Origin of the sequence: Paenibacillus etheri (assembly GCF_001012825.1) — a bacterium.
In the GTDB taxonomy this organism is placed as follows: domain Bacteria; phylum Bacillota; class Bacilli; order Paenibacillales; family Paenibacillaceae; genus Paenibacillus_AQ; species Paenibacillus_AQ etheri.
The window spans coordinates 580,060-604,748 of record NZ_LCZJ02000019.1 but is presented as its reverse complement, the minus strand read 5'-3'; the positions used below and the strand labels follow the sequence as shown (position 1 = coordinate 604,748).

The 24,689-nt window shown below is 41.7% G+C and carries 16 protein-coding genes and 1 pseudogene; 15 read left to right on the top strand and 2 right to left on the bottom strand.

Annotation, left to right across the window (positions count from 1 at the left end; genetic code table 11):
- Positions 1-21 precede the first annotated feature (21 nt).
- The 7 genes from yfmT to UQ64_RS30045 all read left to right on the top strand — a co-directional run bounded on the left by yfmT (position 22) and on the right by UQ64_RS30045 (position 5,051).
- The gene (gene yfmT, locus UQ64_RS12135; RefSeq protein WP_209445784.1) at positions 22-1,479 is read left to right on the top strand and encodes a benzaldehyde dehydrogenase; all 1,458 of its coding nucleotides are present in this window, start codon (positions 22-24) and stop codon (positions 1,477-1,479) included.
- Between the two features lie 18 nt (positions 1,480-1,497).
- Positions 1,498-2,367 (top strand): methyl-accepting chemotaxis protein, encoded by an 870-nt coding sequence (locus UQ64_RS12130; protein WP_060623703.1) that lies wholly within the window; start codon positions 1,498-1,500, stop codon positions 2,365-2,367.
- Between the two features lie 321 nt (positions 2,368-2,688).
- The gene (locus UQ64_RS12125; RefSeq protein ID WP_060623702.1) at positions 2,689-3,072 is read left to right on the top strand and encodes a hypothetical protein; all 384 of its coding nucleotides are present in this window, start codon (positions 2,689-2,691) and stop codon (positions 3,070-3,072) included.
- Positions 3,059-3,544, top strand: coding sequence for a nitroreductase family protein (locus UQ64_RS12120; protein WP_060623701.1), 486 nt, complete (start codon positions 3,059-3,061; stop codon positions 3,542-3,544). The genes UQ64_RS12125 and UQ64_RS12120 overlap by 14 nt, the downstream gene beginning before the upstream one ends.
- 11 nt (positions 3,545-3,555) lie before the next feature.
- Positions 3,556-3,711 carry a hypothetical protein gene (locus UQ64_RS30815; protein WP_156417524.1) on the top strand — a complete coding sequence of 52 codons (156 nt, stop codon included), beginning with the start codon at positions 3,556-3,558 and terminating at the stop codon, positions 3,709-3,711.
- 194 nt (positions 3,712-3,905) lie between these two features.
- Complete coding sequence (locus UQ64_RS12115) at positions 3,906-4,886, top strand: aldo/keto reductase (RefSeq protein ID WP_060623700.1); 981 nt, start codon at positions 3,906-3,908, stop codon at positions 4,884-4,886.
- 27 nt (positions 4,887-4,913) lie between these two features.
- On the top strand, positions 4,914-5,051 hold the full coding sequence (locus UQ64_RS30045; protein WP_082651098.1) for a MerR family DNA-binding transcriptional regulator: 138 nt from the start codon (positions 4,914-4,916) through the stop codon (positions 5,049-5,051).
- A gap of 251 nt (positions 5,052-5,302) precedes the next feature.
- On the opposite strand, the pseudogene UQ64_RS32870 reads toward UQ64_RS30045, so the two are convergent.
- Positions 5,303-5,710 (bottom strand): annotated as a pseudogene (locus UQ64_RS32870) (RICIN domain-containing protein).
- A gap of 243 nt (positions 5,711-5,953) precedes the next feature.
- Between UQ64_RS32870 and UQ64_RS12110 the strand changes: the two are divergent.
- On the top strand, positions 5,954-6,844 hold the full coding sequence (locus UQ64_RS12110; RefSeq protein ID WP_060623699.1) for a hypothetical protein: 891 nt from the start codon (positions 5,954-5,956) through the stop codon (positions 6,842-6,844).
- Positions 6,845-6,947: 103 nt separating this feature from the next.
- On the opposite strand, the gene UQ64_RS12105 is transcribed toward UQ64_RS12110, so the two are convergent.
- The gene (locus UQ64_RS12105) at positions 6,948-7,169 is read right to left on the bottom strand and encodes a DUF3955 domain-containing protein (RefSeq protein WP_060623698.1); all 222 of its coding nucleotides are present in this window, start codon (positions 7,167-7,169) and stop codon (positions 6,948-6,950) included.
- Positions 7,170-7,594: 425 nt separating this feature from the next.
- Between UQ64_RS12105 and UQ64_RS12100 the strand changes: the two genes are divergently transcribed.
- From UQ64_RS12100 to UQ64_RS12070, 7 genes are all read left to right on the top strand, one after another.
- Positions 7,595-9,154, top strand: coding sequence for a response regulator transcription factor (locus tag UQ64_RS12100; RefSeq protein ID WP_060623697.1), 1,560 nt, complete (start codon positions 7,595-7,597; stop codon positions 9,152-9,154).
- Positions 9,151-10,929 (top strand): sensor histidine kinase, encoded by a 1,779-nt coding sequence (locus UQ64_RS12095; RefSeq protein WP_060623696.1) that lies wholly within the window; start codon positions 9,151-9,153, stop codon positions 10,927-10,929. The genes UQ64_RS12100 and UQ64_RS12095 overlap by 4 nt, the downstream gene beginning before the upstream one ends.
- A 185-nt stretch (positions 10,930-11,114) precedes the next feature.
- Complete coding sequence (locus UQ64_RS12090) at positions 11,115-12,425, top strand: ABC transporter substrate-binding protein (protein ID WP_060623811.1); 1,311 nt, start codon at positions 11,115-11,117, stop codon at positions 12,423-12,425.
- 228 nt (positions 12,426-12,653) lie between these two features.
- Complete coding sequence (locus UQ64_RS12085) at positions 12,654-13,466, top strand: carbohydrate ABC transporter permease (protein WP_245237945.1); 813 nt, start codon at positions 12,654-12,656, stop codon at positions 13,464-13,466.
- Positions 13,466-14,287 carry a carbohydrate ABC transporter permease gene (locus tag UQ64_RS12080; protein ID WP_060623695.1) on the top strand — a complete coding sequence of 274 codons (822 nt, stop codon included), beginning with the start codon at positions 13,466-13,468 and terminating at the stop codon, positions 14,285-14,287. Before UQ64_RS12085 ends, UQ64_RS12080 begins: the two co-directional genes overlap by 1 nt.
- A 38-nt stretch (positions 14,288-14,325) precedes the next feature.
- Positions 14,326-17,397, top strand: a complete 3,072-nt coding sequence (gene lacZ, locus UQ64_RS12075) for a beta-galactosidase, LacZ type (RefSeq protein WP_060623694.1) — start codon at positions 14,326-14,328, stop codon at positions 17,395-17,397.
- 216 nt (positions 17,398-17,613) lie between these two features.
- Positions 17,614-24,642 carry a discoidin domain-containing protein gene (locus UQ64_RS12070; RefSeq protein WP_060623693.1) on the top strand — a complete coding sequence of 2,343 codons (7,029 nt, stop codon included), beginning with the start codon at positions 17,614-17,616 and terminating at the stop codon, positions 24,640-24,642.
- The last annotated feature ends 47 nt before the right edge of the window (positions 24,643-24,689 follow it).

Here is a 24,689-nt window from a genome sequence, read left to right as displayed (position 1 = left end):
ATTTATATACACTGGAGGGAAATTATGAACTACTCAGAGCTAGGAAAACAATTTATAGGTGGGGAATGGAGAGAAGGGAAGAGTTGTAAAACACTGACAGACATCAATCCATATAATGATGATGTAATCAATACTTTTCAAATAGCCAGCGTTGCTGACATTGACGATGCTTATCAGGCAGCTTATAAAGCAAAGCTGGAATGGGATAAGATTAACCCATATATTAAACGTGACATCCTTGAGAACGCTGTTAAATATATTGAAGCGAATGAGGAAGAAATTGCTTCCATTATTGTTCAGGAACTGGGTGGAACGCAGCTGAAGGCAGCATTTGAGATTGGTCTTGTGAAAAATATGGTAAAAGAAGCGGCTACGTTCCCACTTAGAATGGAGGGTAAGATTTTGCCTTCTACAGAGGATGGTAAGGAGAATCGGTTGTACCGCATCCCAGCAGGTGTGGTTGGGGTTATTAGTCCTTTTAACTTTCCTTTCTTCTTGTCTATGAAGTCGGTTGCTCCTGCGCTCGGTGCTGGAAATGGTGTGGTGCTTAAACCGCACGAAGATTCACCCATAACGGGTGGAACTCTGATTGGCAAAATTTTCGAAGAAGCAGGTATACCGAAGGGTCTATTAAATGTTGTAGTGACGGATATAGAGGAGATTGGCGACGCATTCGTCGAGCATCCGATTCCGAGAATCATTTCCTTCACGGGTTCGACTAAGGTTGGAAGCTATATAGGCCAACTGGCAATCAAGAATTTCAAAAAGCCGTTACTAGAGCTCGGCGGGAATAGCGCGTTCATTATCATGGAAGATGCGGATCTCGACTACGCAGTACAAGCTGCGACATTCAGTAGATTCACACATCAAGGTCAGATTTGTATGTCTGCCAACAGAATCATTGTACATAAGGCGATCTATCAGGATTTTGTAAATAAATTCAAAGAGAAGGTATCTACACTTACAACTGGTGATCCGAGTGATCCACAGACCATCATTGGACCAGTCATCAACCACCGCCAAGCAGAGGCACTGGAGAAGCTAATTGCAAAGGGCATTGAACAAGGCGCTGTTCCTCTGTTGCATGGTAAGATTACCGGCCGAATGGTAGAGCCTACTATCCTTATTAATGTTAAAACGGATATGGCTGTTGCACAAGAGGAGCTGTTCGGACCAGTTGTATGTATCATTCCGTTCGAAACGGATGAGGAAGCTATTGAAATTGCCAACGATACACGTTTTGGGCTAAGCGGAGCAATTCATACTTCCAATCTTGAGCGTGGTGTAGAAATGGCTAAGAAGGTCCACACTGGAATGGTTCATGTGAATGATGTCACGATTAACGATGAGCCGATTGTAGCTTTCGGAGGAGAGAAACAGTCTGGTATAGGCCGTTTAAATGGGGAATGGAGCTTGGATGAATTTACAACGATGAAATGGATTTCAGTTAATTATGGACAAAGAAAACTCCCTTATTAAGGGTTTGGAGGATAAACTATGAATGATATAACTGTAGAAAAAACACATCATGAACTGATTAATGCTTTCGTAAAAGTGGCTCCACTACTGAATAGTCTTTATAACGATGACATTACAATTGGCATTTATGACACGAAAAAACTGATCATCAACATTCCGGGGAAAACATTCTCGCTGAATGTCAATCCTGGGGACCCACTGATGGAAGGGGATATTGTAACAAATGCGATTAGGAATGATACAGCATTATCGGCTGTCGTTCCGAAAGAGCTGTTTGGTTTTCCGCTTGCTGCACGTGCGATACCGCTTCATGACGAGCAGGGCAAGGTAATCGGTGGTATCGGTATGGGTACAAGCCTCGAGAAAGCGAATAAGCTTTTTGAGATGGCAGAGAGTTTTTCCGCTATTGTCGAACAGACAACGGCATCTATTGATGACATAAGCCAATCGGTTTCTCATCTTACCGATCGTGTGACGGACGTAACAAACCAAATGAAGGATGTTAGCTCCAGTGCTCAGCAGATCGGAAAGATTTCGACTGTGGTTAAAGAGATATCGGATCAGAGCAACATGTTAGGACTTAACGCTTCTATTGAGGCGGCAAGAGCCGGAGAATTTGGGAGAGGATTTTCGGTCGTTGCCGATGAAATTCGGAAGCTGGCGACGAGCTCCAAGGAAAATGTGGATCAGATTAATGGCATTTCTAAGAATATTCAGGAACTTTTGCAACGGTTAAATCATACGTTTTCTGATATTCACGCGCTTACCGGTAGTCAATCAGGAGCAATTAAGGAATTTTCTGCAACGATTCAAGAGATAAGCTTAAAAGCGGAGGAACTAGCGCAGGTTGCTGAAGAAACGCTTTTTAGAAAAGATAAAAGTCAATAAGCAATCAGTTTTAATTACAGATTAATAAGAATTAATAAGAAGAAATACAGTTATCTTGTGTCAAATAAGGGCTGTTTGGGCAAGCACTGCCACTCGGTACTAGTAAAATTGTAAAGATCAAAGACCATATCTATCGGAACATATCTCTCTTTAAGCCTGCGCTTTACGCAGGTTTTTTTATTGATTTTTCGGATTCAGAAATGAATAATGCTGATGTTACAAAAAGGAAAAATAAACTTGACAGGATCAGATCATCTCGTATACATTTGTATACATAACCGAAACGTATACATATGTATACAAAGTTAAGGGGGAATAACTATGCGTGATGGACATTTTGGAAAACGCGGTCATAGAGAACATGGGGAACACAAAGACCATGGAGAGCATAGAGATCGTGAGCATATGAGCAGACATGGGATGTATTCTGTGGATGGTCCCCCAAAAAGTGCTCAAACTTTTCGTCGCGGCAGAGCTCTAGCATTTTTGGAAAAGCTTAATGTGAATCGAGCAACTTTGCAGCGGCAGCTGCAAACACCGGAGCTGGATTCGATCAAGCAAGTGATTAGCGGTGAATTAAAGGCAACGGAAGCGATCATAGAAGAGTTTATCCATATTTTTCAGATTCATGAAGTAACGCCGGAAGATAAGACTGTTGGCGAAATTAAAAAAGAGGAGAATGATCAAAAAAATGAAAACCATTGATATAATTAAAACCCGTAGAAGTATTAAGCAATTTAAGGCGGATTCTATTCATGAGGATGAATTATTGAATTGGCTGGAAGCAGCAAGTTATGCTCCAAACCATCGTATGAACGAACCTTGGGAACTTCTATTTGTCGGTCCTGATACTAGAGCTAAATTAAAGCATAAGACGAATTTCGGAAATGCTCCTGTCGTAATTGCTGTCTTATCCAAACCTGGTGCAACCGCATTTGAACGCGACGAGAATGTTATGGCTGCTGCTTGTTTCGCACAGAATTTCTTATTAGCTGCACATGAAGCAGGGGTTGGAGCATATTGGGCTTCTTTAGGTGCTCTGCCTCATAATCGTGAGATTCTGGGTGTCCCGCAAGATTACGATGTAATTGGAGTATTTGGCATTGGATATCCGGAGGAAGTTCCAAATGCTAAGCCAAGAACACCGATGAAGTCAAAAATCACATATTTATCTTAAAAGGTGATGGAATGTGGAAACTTAAGAGTTACTTAAGGCCATATTGGGTGTGGTCTGTGTTAGCACCACTTATGATGATGCTCGAAGTGTTTATGGATTTGCTTCAGCCTACACTAATGGCGAGCATTGTGGATCATGGGATTGCTTCACCTCTTTTGCCCAAGTAGAACTCCAGAAACATCATTAAGTTATTCTATGGAACAAAAAACTTAAGGACACAATTCCTTCTGAAAAGGGCGAGTGAACAGGCTTAAAGCAGTTAGATTCATAAATGACTTGACTTGGAGTGAACTCCAAATGAAATAATAACAGATATCAGGAAATGAACATTTAAATCCATTGAAAGAGAGGAATTATGTAAATGGACTATGTGAAACTTGGCAATACCGGCTTAGATGTATCCAGGCTGTGTCTAGGCTGCATGAGCTTCGGGGTAGCAGACCGTTGGATCCATCAGTGGGTGCTTGATGAGGAGCAGAGTCGGCTGATCATAAAAAAAGCCCTTGAGCTCGGAATTGTTTTTTTTGATACGGCTAATGTGTATTCGGATGGAACAAGTGAGGAGATTCTCGGACGAGCTCTTAGGGATTATGCTAATCGAGATGAAATTGTCATCGCGACTAAGGTTTACAATCGTATGCATGAAGGTCCGAATGGTGCGGGTCTCTCCAGAAAAGCAATTATGAGTGAGATCGACAAGAGTCTTAAAAGATTGGGAACAGATTATGTGGATTTGTACCAGATCCATCGGTGGGATTATCACACACCTATCGAAGAAACGATGGAAGCTCTTCATGATGTTGTTAAGGCGGGCAAAGCAAGATACATTGGTGCTTCAGCTATGTATGCTTGGCAATTTCAGAAAGCTTTATATGTAGCGGAGAAGAATGGTTGGACTCGTTTTGTATCGATGCAGAATCACCTCAACCTAATCTACCGTGAAGAAGAACGCGAGATGTTGCCACTTTGTAAGGAAGAGAAAATCGGTGTTATCCCTTATAGTCCGCTGGCCTCCGGAAGATTAACTCGTGACTGGGCAGTATCGACACATCGTTCAGAGACCGATCAAATACAAAAATCCAAATATGATGGAACTGCAGATGCAGATCGATTAGTTGTGGAGCGGGTGACTGCTATCGCCGAAAAACATGGTGTTCCGCGGATTCATATCGCCCTTGCATGGTTGCTTCAGAAAGAACCAGTTACCGCTCCTATCATTGGTGCTACGGAAATATCACATCTCGAAGATGCTGTAGGAGCACTATCCATTACGTTAACACCTCAAGAAATTGCATTCTTAGAAGAGCCTTATACGCCGCACCCAATCATTGGTTTTAATTAATATCAAGTACCGGAGGATATCAAAAGTATGACTATTACAGAAGTAAGTGAACAATTCAATCTGACGCCGGATACGCTCCGCTATTATGAACGCATCGGTATTATCCCACATGGTAATCGCAATAAAAGCGGGAATAGAGACTTTACAGAAGCAAGTAACTCATAATTAGAATGGAAGAGATGAATAGAATACTAGAACGTATGGATGAAAAAATTGAACGATTGAGTAAAAAATAACCGAACTATCGTTATTATGATTGGTTCCGCTAATAAAAGGAATAGAGAAACGGGCCTACCCAGCCTTCATTCGCTCACTTTAAGGGTACTTCGTCCGTTCTAAAAGCATGAAAATGGCGGTGCTCAGAATGTTATCTCTGCATCGCCATTTCTTGAATTCGATTATAGCTTAATAATTCATTAGGTTAAGAAATACCAGTGCTGATTGTGGCCGTCATTATCACTCCATTGAATGGCCTGTCCTCCGTCGGATGTCGATTGTTCCGATATATCCAATAACTTGCCACTTGATCTGTTTATAATTATCTATGAGTCTTTTTCACCAGTTGGGATAAGTTTCCATTCTTGGTTCCACCCGTTATTGCTCGGCCATTGAATAATATTGGCTCGATCGGACGAAGAAGAACCTTCAACATCCAATAGATCTCCACTAATTACGTTTCTGATATTACAATATCCGTTCCCTAAATCCTCGAGATACCATTCTTGATAATCTGCATATACATTCTTTGATTGTTGGATAAGCGCACCGTCAGCCTGTTTATCCCATCCACTGGCTGACAGCGCCTTTAGGCTGTGTTCATTAATAAGTTTCTATAATCGGGATTCAAAAAAGATAAGATATAAAATAAATATTGGTTATATTTTCTATAAAAAACTTTATTAACAAATTATGAGTCAATATAAATTTTCTCTTCAAATATATAAAAATAATACTATTGCAGTGTGGAAAATTGTATTTTGCACTATAGGAAATATCTTCTTGTCTACTTTTTAAGATATTCTTGGTAAGGTAAGGGGATATCAATTAATAAGAGGTGATGAGTTGTAATGATTAAGAAATACTGCTTGTTCTGTGATGAGATGGTATCCATTACATCGGAAGGCGATTACGATAAATATTTAGGTTGTAATTGTTCTCCTGACGGCTTCTATAACTTATTGAGAGACAGCTATGAGCCTATAAATTCTCTCGCGCATCAAAAGAAACGCGATATGTTTCATGTCGTATCGGCTTATATACGGGAGCTGACAGATCGTGGAGAGAAGTTCAGTCTATCGGCCGACGATTTAGAATCCATTGTAAATTCCCCGAAAATTCCAGTGACGATTGAAGATAAAGGAAACCGTTTACTGCAATACTTATACAGACATTCTGAAGCCCCCGGGGAATCCGTTGTTATTCAACCACTCTCCAGTAGCTATAACCTGACGTATTCGCCTAATCTGCAAGAACTGGTATATATCATAGATAAGCTGATTAACGATCAGTATATGATTAGGGAAGGCATGACCTTTAAGTTGACGGATGCGGGATGGAATGAAGCTGCGGCAATCGCAGGAGGCAAAAAATTAAAACCCTGTATCGTTCTAATGTCCGATGCGGAGGATTTACACACGGTGTGGGTAGAAAAACTGCTCCCTAAAATCGAGCAGTTTGGTTATATACCACGTTTGCTAAGGCATACGACAACGCAAAACCGTGAACCGTATTCCTTGGAGTTTATAGAGGAGAGTAAACTGATTATCGCTGATTTAACCGGTCAATCCCCTGAGGTGTATTTTACTGCAGGATATGCGCTCGGTTTGAATATACCAGTGATTTGGACTGTGAACAGCAGCGATGCCAATAACCTTTTCGTACAGGTGAAAAATATCCGTCCGATCGTTTGGGATACGGCTGAAGAGCTGGCAGTTTTACTCCAACAGAAGTTGAGTTAATAGGGTCTATCTCATATTTATATGAACACCACACAGAAGAAGCCGCGAATTTCGCGGCTTCTTTCTTATCACAATAAAATGTTATGGTTCCAACTTAACGTTATTACGATATTTTTTTTTTCTTATTAAGGGCTGAACCTAAACCCACAAACAGCAAAGCAATAATACCACTGAAAAGAAACAGGAAGCCCAGCGGAATTAAGAAAAAGAGCGGCTCATGCAACATACCATCTGATCCCACACTTGAATCAACTATTCTCGAGATCATTAAACTAATGATTCCTAACGATAGGGGGGCAGAGGCTATTAGATATTTTTTTTTCATATGATATTCTCCTTTTCCACACCATGATGTGTAATCAGTCTCATGGATGGTTCTTCTTTATTTGATAAGCATATAATACATTAATTTAATTCGTTAATCAATATTTGTTTATTGCAAAACGATATATGATTACTGTTATTCAAATAATTTGAATTTGACCTTTGCCTAGATGAAAAATTGAGGGCTTGACCATAATTACTTGTGAGGACTATTATTTGGGTTAAACAAATTTAAGAAAGTCTTATGCTTTATTTGTATAGAAGGTCCTCCATGTCGAATGTGTTGAACACTGCCAGATAAAAAGAAAACGGTTACAACACAGCCTTCGATAGAATGAAAGGACGGCTTTTTGATCAAGGCTTTTAAAATTTGTTCAGTCTGTGAATGATTACAATAATAGGTTGAAAAACTGCAAGGGGGCAGAAATGAAACCGATATTCAAGATTATGATTGTGGATGACGAGATGCTGGTTAGACAAGGAATCAAGCACCTGTTGAATTGGGAACAAGAAGGGTACCGAATTGTTGGCGAGGCTTCTAACGGTCTTGAAGCACTAAATATGATGGAGGAGGTCAGCCCTCATATTATTATTACAGATATCGTAATGCCTATAATGGGCGGGGAGAAGCTAGTTCAGATCGTGAAGGAGAAGTACCCTCACATTGAAGTAATCGTCTTAAGCAGTTTCAGTGAATATGATTACGTTCGATCCACATTTCAAAGTGGTGTGGCGGACTATATCCTGAAGCCGAAGCTAGAAGCCGATTATTTGTTATCTATCCTAAATAAAAGTACGGCTAAAATGGCAGGAATGAAGTTGACTGATCCAGATACGGATCCTGAGGAAAAGCAGCTTTTGCATGTCATCGAGAAGCTAATGACAGGATATGAGTCAGTGCTGGAACCCAAATTGCTACATTCGAAGTTTCCTCACAGACAATTCTTGTTTTTCGGAGCGGAAATGAAACATATTAAAGATTCTGGTGATAAGTTAACGTTCGCAAATGAAATAGAAAGAGGAATTCGTAAGTTCGCTTTGGATGATGCAGTGTTTTTTCGACTAAAGTTTGTTAACGACTCGGTTATTTATTTACTCAACGCTAATCCTGAACAATGGGAAGAATTTGTGATAGAGCTTCGATATCTCATCTCGGAAATAGCACATCGTGTACGTGATACGCATTTTATTATTAGTCAGAGCTTCGCGGACTTTGAGAGGCTTGGTGAGATTTATCGTGACAATTACTTGAAGCTTACCCGATACAGTTTCTACTTGCCGGAACGAAGTCTGATTGAGAATGATCATTTACCGGCCCTTCCAAGAGCATATCAGGAAATTGACATGGGAGAATTAATGGATCAGTTGAGACGTAAGCAATTCCAGAAAGCATTTACAGAGTTTCTGGAATATGTCCATCTTCGTTCAATGGATTATCGCCTTGATATTTTCGAATTCAAATCATTATTGGGGAACTTTATATTTAACGTAGCGACTACGCTTGGAAAAATGAAGTGTGAGATCGGAGGACTGGAGGAGACCAAATACGACTACTTCCGAAAAATAGATGAAGCGTTGTATGCAAGTGATGCTATTGCTGTTACTGAAGCATTCATTCGTGAAGTTGAGCGCACCATTGGTGAGACGAATCCATCGGTTAACCCAAATATGACAAAGCTGCTCGAATATATTCAGAATCATTATGCAGATCCGATCACACTGACAGAGGTAGCTAGACAGTTCCATTTCAATGCTTCTTATTTATCGAGTTATTTCACGGCACATAATGGCGAAGGGTTTAGTGAGTACCTGAACAAAGTCCGGGTGGAAAAAGCTATGGAGTTGCTCGAGACAACGGAGAAATCAATTTCCGATATTAGCGCAAGCGTAGGTTACTCAGATCAGAGTTATTTCACCAAGGTATTTAAAAAGCAGACTGGCATTTCTCCGAGCCAGCACCGGAGACGGGATGTAGCTCAGCCATGATTGGAAATATCATGAACAAGATTAGAAAGCAGGGCTTATTTCTCAAGCTGTTTCTCGTGACTCTCATTAGCATCGTAACCGTATCACTCCTAACGCTGGCTATTACAATCAGCATGTCAGAGAAATTATTTTTACAGACCTTTAGCATAACAAACGGCAAACTGTTGAACCAGATGAAGATAAACCTAGAATCTTACAATAACATTATTGCTACTGGCGCTACTATGATGGCTCAGAATGAAGCGATCCGAAACTATTTATCTAGCGGAGAGACGGATGCAGTAAATCTCGCCATCAGAACATATCATATGACAGAAGGTATGCGTGCAATTCGCTCTAACCTCAGTGCCGTTGATGTTGGTATTATGATCGTCGGCGTGAATGGCAGGAGTTATTCAACAGATCCTTGGTATTGGGCCATTTCTGCAGATGAACTTATGGCTCACCCGATTACGAAGGAGACCGTAGCCCATCCTGATCAAATCCTGTATCAACTTGATTTAAGAGATAATAAAGTAAACGAGAAAGAGCCTATGTTGGTGGCTTCTAAAGCTTTATTTGATCATTCGACTGGTAGAATCTATGGGACCATGTACGTGGCCATTCGTGATCGAGATTTCAAGCCCTTTTACGCAAACTTTACGAGTGAAGGTAATGACGTAGTGTTGCTGAACAAGAAGGGATTGATTGTATCCAGCAACAAGACAGAAATGATTGGGCTCCTAGATAAGCAACTGCTTCAAGAAGTAGAGGGTGGAGGTAAAGATGGCGAGTCAACCTATGTTATGGGGAATGAACGAATTGTGTTCTCGGAATACTTATCTGAATTTGATTTTTATTTGGTGAACCTAATTGATAAGAACGCCGTGACCGGACAGATGGTGAATGCCAAAGCGGTGACATTGACGATCATGGCTATTGTCGCTATTTCGCTCATTATCGTATTATTAATTACCCGAAAAATGACGAAGTCCCTGCGTGTTCTCGTTAAACAGATGTCTAGTATTCCTACGGGAGGGTTTGATAATCATGTAAATGTCGAGACAAGCAGCTATGAAGTCAGGGAGCTTGGGAACGCATTTAATTATATGCTAGATTCGCTACATGATTATGTTGTCCGGTTGATGGAGACTCAGAAGCAGCAGCGTAATGCGGAGCTTGCAGCACTCCAAATGCAGATCAATCCACATTTTCTATATAATACGCTGGCTTCTATCAAATTTCTGGTGCAGCAGGGCAATAAGGAAAAAGCAGCAGGAACGATAAATTCGCTAATCTCACTTCTGCAAAATACGGTTAGTGATGTTCATTCTACCATTCCAGTTAGTCAAGAATTGGAGTCACTGAAGCATTATGTGTATATTAATCACGTGAGGTACGGTGAGAAGATTCGTGTGAATTACTTTGTTGAGCCTGAGAGCTTGGATTATCATATGCCGAAGCTAATTCTTCAACCTTTTATCGAAAATGCTTTTTTCCATGCATTCAACCTGAAAGATGAGGGAAGAATTCTGATTATGATTGCTGTGCAGGAAGATCAACTTGTATGTGAAGTTGTAGATAATGGTGATGGAATGGATCTTGACCCGAATTTGATGGAAGAGGAGCAACTACCAGCGTCGAAGCACAAACGCCAACTGTTCTCCGGGATCGGTATAAGAAATGTAGATGATAGAATCAAATTGTTATACGGGGAAAGATACGGGATTAACATTACAAGCAAACGAAATGAAGGTACGAAAATCATTATTACGCTTCCATTGTTAAAAAACTAAAAATTTTACATGAATCTAAAAATAGTACCAGAGTCGAAATGAGAATCAAAACAGGATCCAATAATAACACCAAAGCTAACAAAGATACTGCCAAAGAATACGAATACAAAATGATAAGATGGATGCGTAGCAGGGAAAACGCTTCCATCTTTATTATTTTTCAGATTAACAAGGGGGTTTACGTAGTGAAAAAATTATTATCCATTATGCTGGCTAGTGTGGTTCTATTGTCGGCATGTTCCACAGGTGGAACGAAAAATGAAACGAGCAACTCTGGTAACTCCGGAGCCGAGGGTAGTACCCAAGCAAAAGAGATTACAGTTTGGGCTTGGGACCCGGCGTTTAACATTGCCGCCATGAATGTTGCCAAAGAAGCTTATGAGAAAGTCAATTCAGACGTAAAGATTAACGTCGTAGAGAACGCACAGGCTGATATCGTTCAAAAGTTGAACACGGGGTTAAACTCTGGTTCTACGAAGGGTCTGCCTAACATTGTGCTCATAGAGGATTACCGTGCACAGAGCTTCTTGCAAGCGTATCCGGAGTCCTTTTATGAATTAACGGACCTCGTAAAAGCTGATAGTTTTGCAGATTATAAGATTGGTCCGACCAGTGTTGACGGCAAGCAATATGGTGTTCCGTTTGATTCTGGTGTGACAGGAATGTACGTACGGACAGACTATCTCGAACAAGCCGGTTATAGCCTTGATGCACTACAGGATATCGATTGGAAGCAATATATCGAGATCGGTAAAGCTGTAAAAGCGAAAACTGGTAAAAGTATGCTCACGCTTGATCCTAATGATCTTGGACAAATCCGAGTAATGATCCAATCGGCAGGAGCGTGGTATACAGGAAAAGATGGTCAGACTCCGACGATAACAGACAACGCTGCACTGAAAGAGGCATTTGTAATTTACAAAGAAATGATGGATTCCGGCATAGTGAAAGTAATTTCGGACTGGAGCCAATTTGTAGGTGCGTTCAATAGTGGTGAAGTGGCTTCCGTTCCAACAGGTAACTGGATAACTGCTTCGATTAAAGCCGAAGCCTCTCAATCCGGTAAGTGGGCTGTAGCTCCACTTCCTAAGCTAGCAACAACAGAAGGATCCGTTCACGCATCCAACCTTGGTGGTAGCTCTTGGTATGTAATGAATGTAGATGGTAAAGAAGCCGCTGCGGAGTTCCTTGCTAAGACATTTGCTTCTGACGCTGAATTGTATCAGACACTGAATACAAAAGTGGGAGTCATCGGTACCTTGAAAGCAGCCGCAAGCGGAGAAGCTTACTCAGCTACGGATGAATTCTTCAAAGGCCAAAAGGTTGTATCGGACTTTGCAGCATGGACCGAGCAAATTCCAAACGTCAACTACGGCATGAACACTTACGCAATAGAGGACATAATGGTTGTAGCGATGCAATCTTATCTAGGCGGTAAAGATGTGGATACTGTGCTGAAGGATGCGCAGAAGCAAGCGGATACTCAAATTCGCTAATCGCACTTAGGCTGTACAAACTATGCCCTTGCTCCTTCTTCTCCTGTAAATTGGATTTCTACAGAAGGATGAATAGCAGGGGCTTTCATCTCTAATATATAAGACAGAAGGGTGCGGAGTGGAGTGGGAAATATAAAGACGGGGCTAAGCCCGCAAAAACTAAAGAGCTCTAAAGGGTCACGGCAGATTCATCTGACGGGTTGGTTATTCGTCCTTGTGCCGGTTATCATGATCAGTGTTTTCTATTTTTATCCAATGATCCAAGCTTTAATTCTATCTTTTAAGACGGGGAGAGGAAGCAGTCTTCATTTTACGGGATTTGATAACTATATTCGACTGTTTAGTGATACCACGTTCCTTACAGCCGTCAAAAACACATTTATTTATTTAATTATTCAGGTCCCAGTCATGCTGGTGCTGGCGCTCTTTATCGCTGTGCTGCTTAATGACGAAAGGCTGAAATTCAAAGGTTTTTTCAGAACGGCCATATTTCTGCCGACGGTAACGTCACTTGTAGCCTACTCCGTTGTTTTCAAGTACATGTTTGGAGCCGAAGGTATCATCAATAAATTTCTAGTGAATCTGCATTTAATCAGCGAACCGATTCAGTGGATTACTGACCCCTTCTGGGCCAAAGTTACGATCATCATTGCCATCACTTGGCGCTTTACTGGCTATAATATGATTTTCTATTTGTCATCCCTGCAAAATGTCGACAAATCTATTTATGAAGCTGCTCACATCGATGGTGCCAGTGCATTTACGCAATTTTTAAAAATTACAATTCCCCTATTAAAACCGATTATCTTGTTTACGACGATAACATCGACCATTGGAACACTTCAGTTGTTTGACGAGGTGGTTAACATCACGAAAGGTGGACCCGGCAATGCAACCATGTCGATTTCCCAATATATTTATAACCTTTCCTTTGAATACACACCTGACTTTGGATACGCTGCAACCGTCTCCTATTCAATTGTTGTAATGGTGCTCATTCTGACGCTAATTCAGAACAAAGTAGGAGGAGACAAGAGATAATGAAAACGAAACGCATGTTTACTTACCTGTTTTTAATCATCGCTGCGCTGATCTCTATCTTTCCATTTATCTGGATGGTAATAAGCGCCACGAACCAATCAGTTGATGTAACGAAAGGGACATTGCTGCCAGGTACGCATCTTTTTAAGAATATAAACAATTTATTTAGTTCCGTAGATATGTGGCAAGCCCTATGGAATTCTGCAAAAATCTCTGTGGTGACTACTGTGCTTTCACTGCTGGTAGCTTCGGCGGCTGGATATGGTTTTGAAATGTACCGTAGCCGGAGTAAAGATATTGTATTTAATATTTTGCTCGCTTCAATGATGATTCCATTTGCGGCGATCATGGTACCTCTATTTCAAATGTTCGCTAAAGTATCAAGTGTGGTACCGTTTCTTGGTATCGATACAGCAGCGGCAGTCATTTTACCTACATTCACAACAGCATTCCTAATTTTCTTCTTTCGTCAAAGCACAAAAATGTTTCCTAAGGATATGATGGAAGCCGGCCGCATCGATGGTCTTTCAGAATTTGGTTTATTCTTCCGCATCTATATGCCAACGATGAAATCAACATACGCTGCTGCCGCGATTATCACATTCCTAAACAGCTGGAACAACTACTTATGGCCATTGATCGTATTGCAATCCCAAGAAAATATGACCGTGCCACTTCTAATCTCGAATCTTGGATCGGGTTATGCGCCTGACTATGGTCTGATTATGTCCGCGATTGTCATTACGACTCTGCCGACGGCACTTGTATTTTTCATGATGCAAAAGCAATTTGTGGCTGGAATGACGGGTTCAGTTAAATAAGTAAGCAATCATTTTAAGAAAAGAAGGAGGAAAAATAGTTGAAGCAGCAGGTTGACAGAGGTCTCGCACCAAGTCTGGAATGGTTGTCAGACCCTACCATTTATGCAGTAGGCAGATTGCACGCGCACTCCGATCATCGTTATTATGAAACGACACTTGAAGCCGAAAGGTTTGGAGAAATGCCCTGGCGCCACAGCCTTAACGGAAGCTGGAAATTTAGTTACGCCCATAATGCAATGGAACGGCAGGCGCATTTTTATAAAGAGAACGTGTCTTGTAGAGGATGGGATGATATTGAGGTTCCCGGACATATACAACTTCAAGGTTTTGGGCAGCCACAATACGTGAATACGATGTACCCATGGGACGGTCATGAGCATCTTAGACCTCCGATGATATCTGAGGACCACAATCCTGTAGGTAGCTATGTGAAGTATTTTGTAGTTCCTGCGGGGTGGGAGCAACGTCCATTGTATATATCTTTTCAAGGCGTTGAAACCGCTTTTTATGTTTGGCTAAATGGGGAGTTTGTTGGTTATAGCGAAGATAGCTTTACTCCTAGTGAATTCGATCTGACGCCGTATTTGACGGATGGTGATAATAAGCTGGCGGTCGAGGTCTATCAACGCAGTACCGGGAGTTGGCTGGAGGATCAGGACTTTTGGCGCTTTTCCGGAATCTTTCGCGACGTGTATTTATACACTGTGCCGGAAGTTCATGTGCGGGATCTCCACGTTCAGACTGATTTGGATGGACAATTTGAGCAGGGAACGCTAAAAGCTGATTTGCAGCTGATGGGTAAGTCAGCTTCGAAAGTGGTCCTAGAGCTTAAGGATAAGGCAGGAAATCTTGTAGTTCGTAGTGAGACTAGAGTTTCAGGAGATTCCGTTTCTCTAGTGCTTGAGGCATCAAAGGTTCATCTGTGGAGCGCAGAAGATCCTAGTTTGTATACCCTTTACGTATCTGTCTACAACGCAGCCGGAGATCTTGTGGAAGTTGTGCCACAAAAGGTTGGTTTTCGAAAATTCGAAATGATAGATAAGGTTATGCATTTAAATGGTAAACGTATTGTATTCAAAGGTGTTAACCGGCACGAGTTTAATTCCCGCTTCGGTCGCAGCATTACGAAAGAAGATATGTTATGGGATATAAAGACTTTGAAACAGGCGAATATCAACGCTGTACGGACGTCGCACTATCCGAATGAAACACTCTGGTACGAGCTGTGTGATGAATACGGTGTGTATGTTATTGACGAGATGAATTTAGAGTCCCATGGATCATGGCAGAAAATGGGGGTCGTAGAACCGTCTTGGAACATACCAGGTAGTAAACCTGAATGGCAAGATATCGTAATGGACCGTGCGATTTCTATGGTAGAGAGAGACAAGAACCATCCTTCGATTCTGATTTGGTCCTGTGGCAATGAGTCTTTTGCAGGTGAAGTCATTCTGAATGTAGCGAATTATTTTCGTAAGAAGGACTCTACCCGTTTGGTTCACTATGAAGGAGTATTCCATAACCGCGAATATGATGATTCGAGTGATATGGAGAGCCGGATGTATGCGAAAGCAGCAGATATCGAAATGTATTTAAAAGAGGATCCATTAAAGCCATATATTAGCTGTGAATATATGCATGCGATGGGTAATTCCGTCGGAGGATTGCATAAATACACAGAACTCGAGCAGAAGTATCCAATGTATCAAGGTGGATTCATCTGGGACTTCATGGATCAGGTCATCGTAAAAAATGATCGATATGGAAAACCTTACATGGCTTATGGTGGTGACTTCGATGACCGGTCAACCGATTACAACTTCTCCGGAAATGGAATAGTGTATGCGGATCGGAGATGGTCGCCGAAAATGCAGGAAGTGAAATTTCTATATCAGAACATCAAACTGTCTCCGGATTGTCATGGCGTAACCATTAGAAATGAGAATTTATTTGTTAGCTTAGATGCATATAAGTTGAAATATTATCTGAATTATGAGGGCAGGGAAATCTATCGTGGGGTTGTATTCGCCCAGGTTAAACCAGGAGAAGAAAGATATGTAGAGCTTGATTTACCGGATATTAGGAATCAGTCCGGTGAGTATAGTTTGGATGTTTCACTTGTGCTCAAGGAAGATTCGTTATGGGCAAGAGCTGGCTATGAAATCGCCTTTGGACAGCATGTTTTTCAAGTGGGGAACAAGTCAGAAGATGAGGGTCCAACACAAACTAAAGAAGCTCCTGGCGTGAACGATTTTCGCGTTGTTGAAGGGGATGTAAATATCGGCGTGCATGGTCGTGACTTCTCCGTAATATTTTCGAAGCAGGCTGGAACCCTAATATCCGTTAAATATTCGGGGCGGGAAATGATCTCCTCACCGCCAGCGCCGCTCTTCTGGAGAGCAATGACAGATAATGACAAAGGTGCGGGAATGCATTTCGATTCTTCCTCTTGGTATGCAGCAAGTTTGACCCGGAGAGCGTTAAGCTTTGAGCTCATGGAAGAGGCAGACCGAGCGACCGTAACTTATGTGTATAAACTGAGCGTGTCGGAGGGAGTACGAGTAAGTGTAACTTACACGGTGTTCTCCGATGGAAGCATAAAAGTAAAATCAAGCTACCATGGAGAACCAGATTTACCGAAGTTTCCCATCTTCGCTCTAACCTTCAAGGTACCAGCGGATTACTACCAGCTGAATTGGTATGCGAATGGGCCGGAAGAGAATTATATCGACCGTGCGTTTGGTGCAAGATTATGTCGCTTCAGCAACCAAGCAGCAGATAATGTGTCTGCATATCTGGTACCACAGGAATCGGGCAACCGTACAGGTGTGCGTGAGGTATCTATAACCAACGATCATGGCCAAGGTATTATACTATCGGCACCAATCGCATCACCAGTTGAAGCCAATATATCGCCTTATTCGGCTATGGAGTTGGAGAATGCGACGCATCATTATGAGCTACCGAACATTCACAATACCGTTGTTACGATTGCCGGGCGTCAAATGGGTGTTGGTGGTGATGACAGCTGGGGAGCGCCAGTCCTTGATGAATATCAAATTGATCCTACGGTAGATATGGATTTTGAGTTTACGATTCGTAGAGCATGATTTGAAACAGATTAGAGTTGCCCCAATGGTGAGATTGGGGCAACCAAATCTTATAAAAGAATGAATTAATAATTTTATAATACATAATTGTAATCGGTTACATTCCATAGAGGAGGTGATAAAAATCTAGAAAACAGTGCAATGACAATGGTGAATGGAAAATTGCTTAAAGTGTCATCGATTCAAAGATCAATTATGTGATAGGGGGTAATCTAGATGATTACTAGAGTAAGACGAAGGTTGTCCATGTCTTTTCTTTCTGTTTCGTTGATTGTACCTATGTTTATGGGTCTGACAGGTGAGAAAGTAAGTGCCGCGAATGCTTCAATTAAGCTAGATCCTAACCAAATGCAAAAGCCTTGGGAAGGATGGGGAACATCGCTTGCCTGGTTCGGGAATATCACGGGTGGTTGGAACGATAAAGTCAAAAAAGCTTTGGCGGATTCACTCTACTCACCGGAAGGTCTAAACTTTAATATTGCCAGATATAATATTGGCGGCGGTGAGAATCCTGCTTACAATACGATGCGTCAAGGAGGAGAAATACCTGGATTCTCGCCATCTCCTGGAGTATTCGATTGGACGCAAGATGCTAATCAGCGTTGGTGGCTGCAAGCAGCTAAAGAACGAGGTGCCAACATTCTGGAAGCGTTCTCAAATTCTGCTCCGTATTATATGACGGAAAGCGGAAGTACCACTGGTCATTGGGATTCAGGGAAAGACAACTTAAAGTGGGATGAGTACGATAATTTTGCTAACTATTTAACAGAAGTTGTGAAGCATTTCAAAAATGACTGGGATATTGATTTCAATTATCTATCACCTGTAAATGAACCTAGTACGAATTACTGGGGATTTGGAGGGGGACAAGAGGGTTCCCACTGGGATGTTGGTTCTCAGATGAAGATCATTAATACAACACGCGCTAAACTGGATGAAGCCAATCTACAGTCTGTAGAAATTGCTGCTATGGATGAATCGATTCTGGATACCTTTGTTAGCAACTGGAATTCTTATGATGAGACAACCAAAGCTAATGTTGGTAAAATGAATACTCACTCCTACGGTGGGTCAAAGCGAGCTGAGATCAGAGATGCCGCCAAAGCTGCAGACAAAACGTTGTGGATGTCTGAAGTGGATCTAGGTCCTTCCGGAATTGCTCACGATCACGATGATTTCGAGCCGGCACTAGCATTGGCAGAAAGAATCATGACGGACATTACTTGGTTAGAACCTACAGCGTGGATCACTTGGCAAGCGATTGAAAGTGAGAAGAACATGCAGAAGGATAAGGAGAACATGAACTGGGGTCTCCTTCATGCAGATTTCGACACGCAAGAATGGTGGTACACAAAGAAGTATTACGCCATGCAGCAATTCAGTAAGTTTATTCCGCAGGGTGCAAGCTTCATAGGGGATAACGACGATAACACGTTGGCTGCTTATGATCCAAATACTAACAAAATTCATGTTGTATATAGAAATCCAAACATAACTAGTCAAAATATTTCTTTAGACTTATCACAGTTTGATACAGTCACTGGAGATGCAACGCCTTATGTCTCTTCCACGACTGAAAACGTTGTTCAGAAAGCGAAAGTTCCTGTTCTGGATAAAATGTTGCAAACTTCTGTTGGAGCAAAGTCCATTACAACCTTCGTAATAGATGGTGCTTCCTTTAAAGGAAACTCACTTATTCCTCAGAGCGATATGACCGTAACTGCAAGTAGTGCTCAATCTGGTGAAGCAGCAGAGAGATCATTGGATGGTGATCAATGGACGAACTGGCATACTTCATGGGACCCTTATGATGGAGGGCCGCATTCGATCACCTATGATCTTGGAGCCCACTACGATGATGTCAACAAGCTGAGTTATTTACCAAGGCAAGATAAAGATTGGAACGGAATCATTACGAAATTTACGATTGAAGTCAGCTCGGATGGCAACGTGTTCACACCGGTTGCGAAAGGAACCTGGAAGAACGATAAATCTGAAAAAACTGCAACGTTCAATTCGCAGAAAGCAAAATTTGTAAAGCTAAAGGTCGATGAAAGTAATGGGTCTGGAGCACAGTACGCATCGGCTGCAGAGATAAATATTATGAGAAAGTCCAATTTCACAGTTGATACGACTTTACTCGTTAATGCAATTTCTAGAGCAGAAAACTATATTTCAGCTAATAACGCAAATGTATCTGATTTGCAAGATTTGGTGAATGAAGCCAGAGTGGTTCAAGCGAACACTTTAGCAACACAGGAAGAGATCACACAAATCCTTTACAAGCTGAATGTCGAATATAGCGTTCTAGGCCAAGGACTTATCCCACAAATCCAGATGAAGGCAACGTCTGACAATTCTGCATCTGAAGATGGTCCGGAGAAAACAATTGATGGCGATGCCGGAACTAAATGGCATAGTGCATATAACAACGAGTATTCGCCACTTCCGCACAACATTACGTACGATCTCGGCAAGTCATATGACGGTATCTATAAACTTCAATATTTGCCGCGGCAGGATTCAGACTGGAATGGTGTAATCACCAAGTTCGAAGTTTCAGTAAGTGAAGACGGTACAGATTTCACCAAAGTAGTCGCAGAAGGAACTTGGAATGCCGATAAGACAGAGAAAACAGCAACCTTTAATGCACAGGGTGCTAAATATGTTAGATTTACCGCACTAGAATCGAGAAGCGATGCAGGCAAACAATATGCATCGGCTGCAGAAATCAATATTTTTAACAAGCAGGGATATGAAGTAGATTTCTCCAGCTTAGACAGCGCGATTCAAGCTGCAGAGAAATTCAAAACAGATTCTGGGAAAGATGAGTCTTACTTTAAGAATCTGAACGCGATCCTTATTCAAGCTGATACTCTGCTAAAAAGCGCAACAGCGACACAAGAAGAGATCGTAAAATTTGCCAGCCGTATAGTAACTGAAATATCTAATATTCAAAATAGTGATCCAAATATTAAGGGAATGAGCCTTTTCTATACACCAGAAGCCTATCACGGAAATCCAGCTAATCTAATGGTGGATAATGACATTTATACCTACTTCGAATCGAACTGGGACAAGAATGGAGTGAAGTATAAATCTGGCGATTATATCGTTGTAGATCTGGGTGAGAGCATGCGTGACGTTGGTAAGGTGCTTGTTACACCAAGACAAGACAAGGCAAACGGCCGCATCAAACAATTCAAAATCTATTACAGCGATGCGAACCTGGAGAATTCACCTGCTGACGGTACGCAAGCTTATTTGGACGAGAATTTCAAATTTGCAGCAAATGGCTCTTTTGATGACTATGACACGAGTGTTCAATCCGCAACGTTCAAATCCGTTGATGCTCGTTATATCGCGATTCAGGCTATAACTACTGGCGGTGACGGTAACACACTTAGCGCAGCAGAAATTGCAGTTAGTCAGAAACAAACAGCGACTTTTGATACTAGTAAACTACAAGCAGCGATCGATCAATTGCTTACACTGTCAGACATTAGTCCCAAAGTGAAAGATGCGATTGAAAAGCAAATTACAACGATTGGTAATCTCAGCGATTTAACCGAAGAAAGCATTACGTATTACACCAAGCATATAAAGGATTTATACAACCTCTATTTGACTGTAAATAACAGAAGCTCCATTAAGAGCGGTGAGGTATGGCTGGATACGGAAGGCGTGCCGATTCAAGCACATGGCGGAGGCATTCTGTTTAACGAGAAGAACAAGACATATTACTGGTACGGTGAAGACAAGACGGAAGGTTATCTTCCTACTGGCGTTCACGCATATTCGTCCAAAGATTTGTACACATGGCAAAATGAAGGCATCGTATTGCCTGTCTTCAATAACCCTCAACTTGGCGTAAAGGAAGTACTGGCTGGAGAGGGCATGCCATTATATCTGGATGAAAATTCTGAAACGTACAAGAATAGCGGGGTACCATACGATCCGAATAGGAAAGTAGAAATAAAAAGTAAAGATGAAGATTACACAGGTAACATGAAAGCGCCGAACAATACGCTCAGCAAACATAATTCACCGGAACGAATCGCTGAGTTAAATGCGCTGTATGCGAATTATTCGAACAAAGATAAGCAAAAGATGTATAAAGATTTCAACTGGGATAAAGTTGTCGAGCGTCCAAAAGTGGTCTACAACAAGAAAACCGACAAATATGTGATGTGGTGGCATCAGGACGGACCGATTGCTGGCGAATATTGGACAGCAGAAGGCGGTGTTGCCGTCAGCGATTCGCCAACTGGACCGTTTAAATATCTCAGCACATCCCGTTTGCCAAATGTAGGTGACGAACATGGCAATGAAGGAATGCTTCGAGATATGACAGTGTATGTTGATGATGATGGTAATGAAGCGACGCATGATAAAGCCTACTTGGTTTATTCTTCCGAAGAAAATGCTACGACGATAATCATGATGTTGAACGATGATTATACAGGTCCAGCCCAGAATGAGAAGGGTGAATCCTTAGAAGGGACTCACTATGTGAGAGCGTTTAAAGATTGGAGAGAAGCACCAACGATCTTTAAGCAAGACGGAGTCTATTATATGATTACGTCCGGTTTGTCCGGTTGGGATCCTAACGAAGCCCAATACCGCGTCTCCACTGAGGGAATGTTTGGACCGTGGGAAAATAAAGGCAATCCTATGGTTAATGACAGTAGAGATACCTTCAGAAGTCAAAGCACATTTGTACTACCATATCGGGATGGTAATGGCACTCTCGTACCGAACAAATTTATCTTTATGGCCGATCGTTGGTACCCGAATAATTTGAGTGATTCCAGATATGTTTGGCTTCCGCTTGAACTCGATAACGAGAATCGCAGAGTTGCGATAAGTTGGCATGATGAGTGGAAAACTTCCCAACTGAATATCGGTACAACTATTAACTTCAACAGTAATGGAGGAAGTTCGATTTCTTCCTTATATGGGGCTGAAGTCGGAACGAAAATTACTGCACCTGCAGAACCGACTCTAAAAGGATTTAAGTTTGTAAATTGGTATAAAGACGAAGCACTAAGTACCGTATGGGATTTCACTGTTGATACGGTCCCAACAAATGATATTACACTGTATGCGAAATGGGTGCCTGTAGCTGCACCAGTGATTACAAATATCATGCCAGTCAATGTAGCTACGGTGACCGGAACTCCACCAGTACTGCCAACAGTCGTAACGGCTGTTTACAATGATGGAACAACCCAAGACAAATCAGTTGTATGGGATATTATTGATCCTTCACTGTATGCTGAAGAGGGTAGCTTTAGCGTGAGTGGAGCGGTAGATGGCAGCTTAATACCAGCTGTAGCGAATGTAATCGTAAGCGATGATGTTTATAGAGCACAGCTTGCAGCACGTGTTGCAGATGCTAAATCTATTTATGGTTTAGCTGTGGAAGGAACGGCTGTTGGGCAGTATCCAATTGGCTCGAAACAGGAATTGTTGGCTTCGATCTTGGAGGCACAGCAAGTAGTTGATAATAATTCCACTACCCAGCAGGAGTTAGAGCAAGCAACAACTAACTTGAATTCAGCAATTGAAGTATTCGAGGCTTCAAAGAATCAACATGTTAAAGTAGAGTCCATCTCAATCACTAGCGTTTCGTCATCCATTGACGTGAAGAAAGGAACTCTTCAGTTACAGGCGGAGGTCCTACCAGTTGATGCTACGAACAAATCCGTTACGTGGGCGGTCTATGGTGCGGATGGAATAACTCCAACAGATATAGCAATCATCAATACAAATGGGTTGTTAACGGCTGCGAAGAACGGCATTGTGAAAGTCATTGCTACATCCGTTGATAACGCCACAGTTTACGGGATAAAAGAGATTACAATAAGCGGTCAAACTGACAGTCCAGAGCCTACTCCAGAGCCTACTCCAGACCCAGGAACAAATAATCCAGGCACAAATCCAGGCAACCCAACGACACCAACGAACCCTACACCTACACCAACGACCTCTCCTACACAAGAAGATCCACATCGTTATGTGCCAACTGGTAAAGAACTGCAAAGTGAAACTGCACAGAACGGAACAACAAGCCTGACCATTAATATTGATAAGGAAGCTTTAGCGAAGAAATTAGAAGCACTTAACAAAACTACAGGAAACCCTAATCTCAATATCGAGATTCCAGGAGCGAATTCATGGAATGAAGTCAATCTTCCACTGGATGTCTTGTACAACAGCTTGAAAGCGAATAAGGACACAATCATAACATTAAGTAGCCATTTAGGCAGTTATGAACTTCCGCTTTCCAATCTGAATCGTGAAGAACTTGAGAAAGCGGCTAAAGTTGCGGGTGCAACCTTAATCATTCGAATGGATAATATGACTTCACAGCATGAACAGAAGTTTGAACAATCCATAGTAGAAAAAGGAATGAAGCGAGTAAGCGACATCATAGCGTACAAAGTCATTCTTAAATCGCATGATAAAAAAGAAGAGCTTCAACGTTTCGGCAATATGTTTATGACACGTGTAGTAAATATGGATGGTGTTATTCAAGATCCATCGTCTGCGACCGCTGTTATATTCGATCCGATCACAGGTCAAATACGCTTCGTGCCATCAGTGTTTAATGTGAAGAACGGCAAAACTGAAGTTTCGATATTCGGTCAAGCAAATAGCTTATACGCAATCGTTCAGAACAAGAAAACCTTTGACGATATGATTGGACATTGGGCGCAAAAGGATGTGGAGATCTTAGCCTCTAAACTGATCATAAACGGAATGACAGATCGGACGTTTGCACCAGCAGGCCAAGTTACACGTGCTCAATTTGCGGCACTACTGGTAAGAGGACTGGGGTTATCGACGGAGTCGGTAACAAATATGTTTGCAGATGTTAGTACAACTGCGTGGTATGCACAGGATGTGAATACGGCAGCGAAACTTGGTTTGATTAAAGGCGTTGGTGAGGGTAAATTCAGTCCGGATGCACGGATTACACGAGAGCAAATGGTTGTGATGATCATGAACGCTGTTGGGCTTGTTCAAGGAGATCATAAAGCAGAACCTCAAACCCATACTCCATTTGCTGATCAGAACCGGATCTCTGATTATGCTGCGCAAGCAGTAACAGAAGCGGTTAGCAAAGGATTAATTAAAGGTAAAACAGACACAACCTTTGCTCCACAAGATGCAGCTACACGTGCTGAAGCTGCTGTAATGATTAAACAAATTTTGCAGTTTTTAAAATTCATTAACTAAATGAATGATTAACAATTGTGCTCGGCTCACACTAAACAGTGAACCGA

Bases quoted from the DNA above. Each gene is read 5' to 3' on its own strand.
- UQ64_RS12130 (WP_060623703.1), top strand. From the start codon at position 1,498: ATGAATGATATAACTGTAGAAAAAACACATCATGAACTGATTAATGCT.
- UQ64_RS12125 (WP_060623702.1), top strand. From the start codon at position 2,689: ATGCGTGATGGACATTTTGGAAAACGCGGTCATAGAGAACATGGGGAA.
- UQ64_RS12120 (WP_060623701.1), top strand. From the start codon at position 3,059: ATGAAAACCATTGATATAATTAAAACCCGTAGAAGTATTAAGCAATTT.
- UQ64_RS30815 (WP_156417524.1), top strand. From the start codon at position 3,556: ATGTGGAAACTTAAGAGTTACTTAAGGCCATATTGGGTGTGGTCTGTG.
- UQ64_RS12115 (WP_060623700.1), top strand. From the start codon at position 3,906: ATGGACTATGTGAAACTTGGCAATACCGGCTTAGATGTATCCAGGCTG.
- UQ64_RS30045 (WP_082651098.1), top strand. From the start codon at position 4,914: ATGACTATTACAGAAGTAAGTGAACAATTCAATCTGACGCCGGATACG.
- UQ64_RS12110 (WP_060623699.1), top strand. From the start codon at position 5,954: ATGATTAAGAAATACTGCTTGTTCTGTGATGAGATGGTATCCATTACA.
- UQ64_RS12105 (WP_060623698.1), bottom strand. From the start codon at position 7,169: ATGAAAAAAAAATATCTAATAGCCTCTGCCCCCCTATCGTTAGGAATC.
- UQ64_RS12100 (WP_060623697.1), top strand. From the start codon at position 7,595: ATGAAACCGATATTCAAGATTATGATTGTGGATGACGAGATGCTGGTT.
- UQ64_RS12095 (WP_060623696.1), top strand. From the start codon at position 9,151: ATGATTGGAAATATCATGAACAAGATTAGAAAGCAGGGCTTATTTCTC.
- UQ64_RS12085 (WP_245237945.1), top strand. From the start codon at position 12,654: ATGATCAGTGTTTTCTATTTTTATCCAATGATCCAAGCTTTAATTCTA.
- UQ64_RS12080 (WP_060623695.1), top strand. From the start codon at position 13,466: ATGAAAACGAAACGCATGTTTACTTACCTGTTTTTAATCATCGCTGCG.
- UQ64_RS12070 (WP_060623693.1), top strand. From the start codon at position 17,614: ATGATTACTAGAGTAAGACGAAGGTTGTCCATGTCTTTTCTTTCTGTT.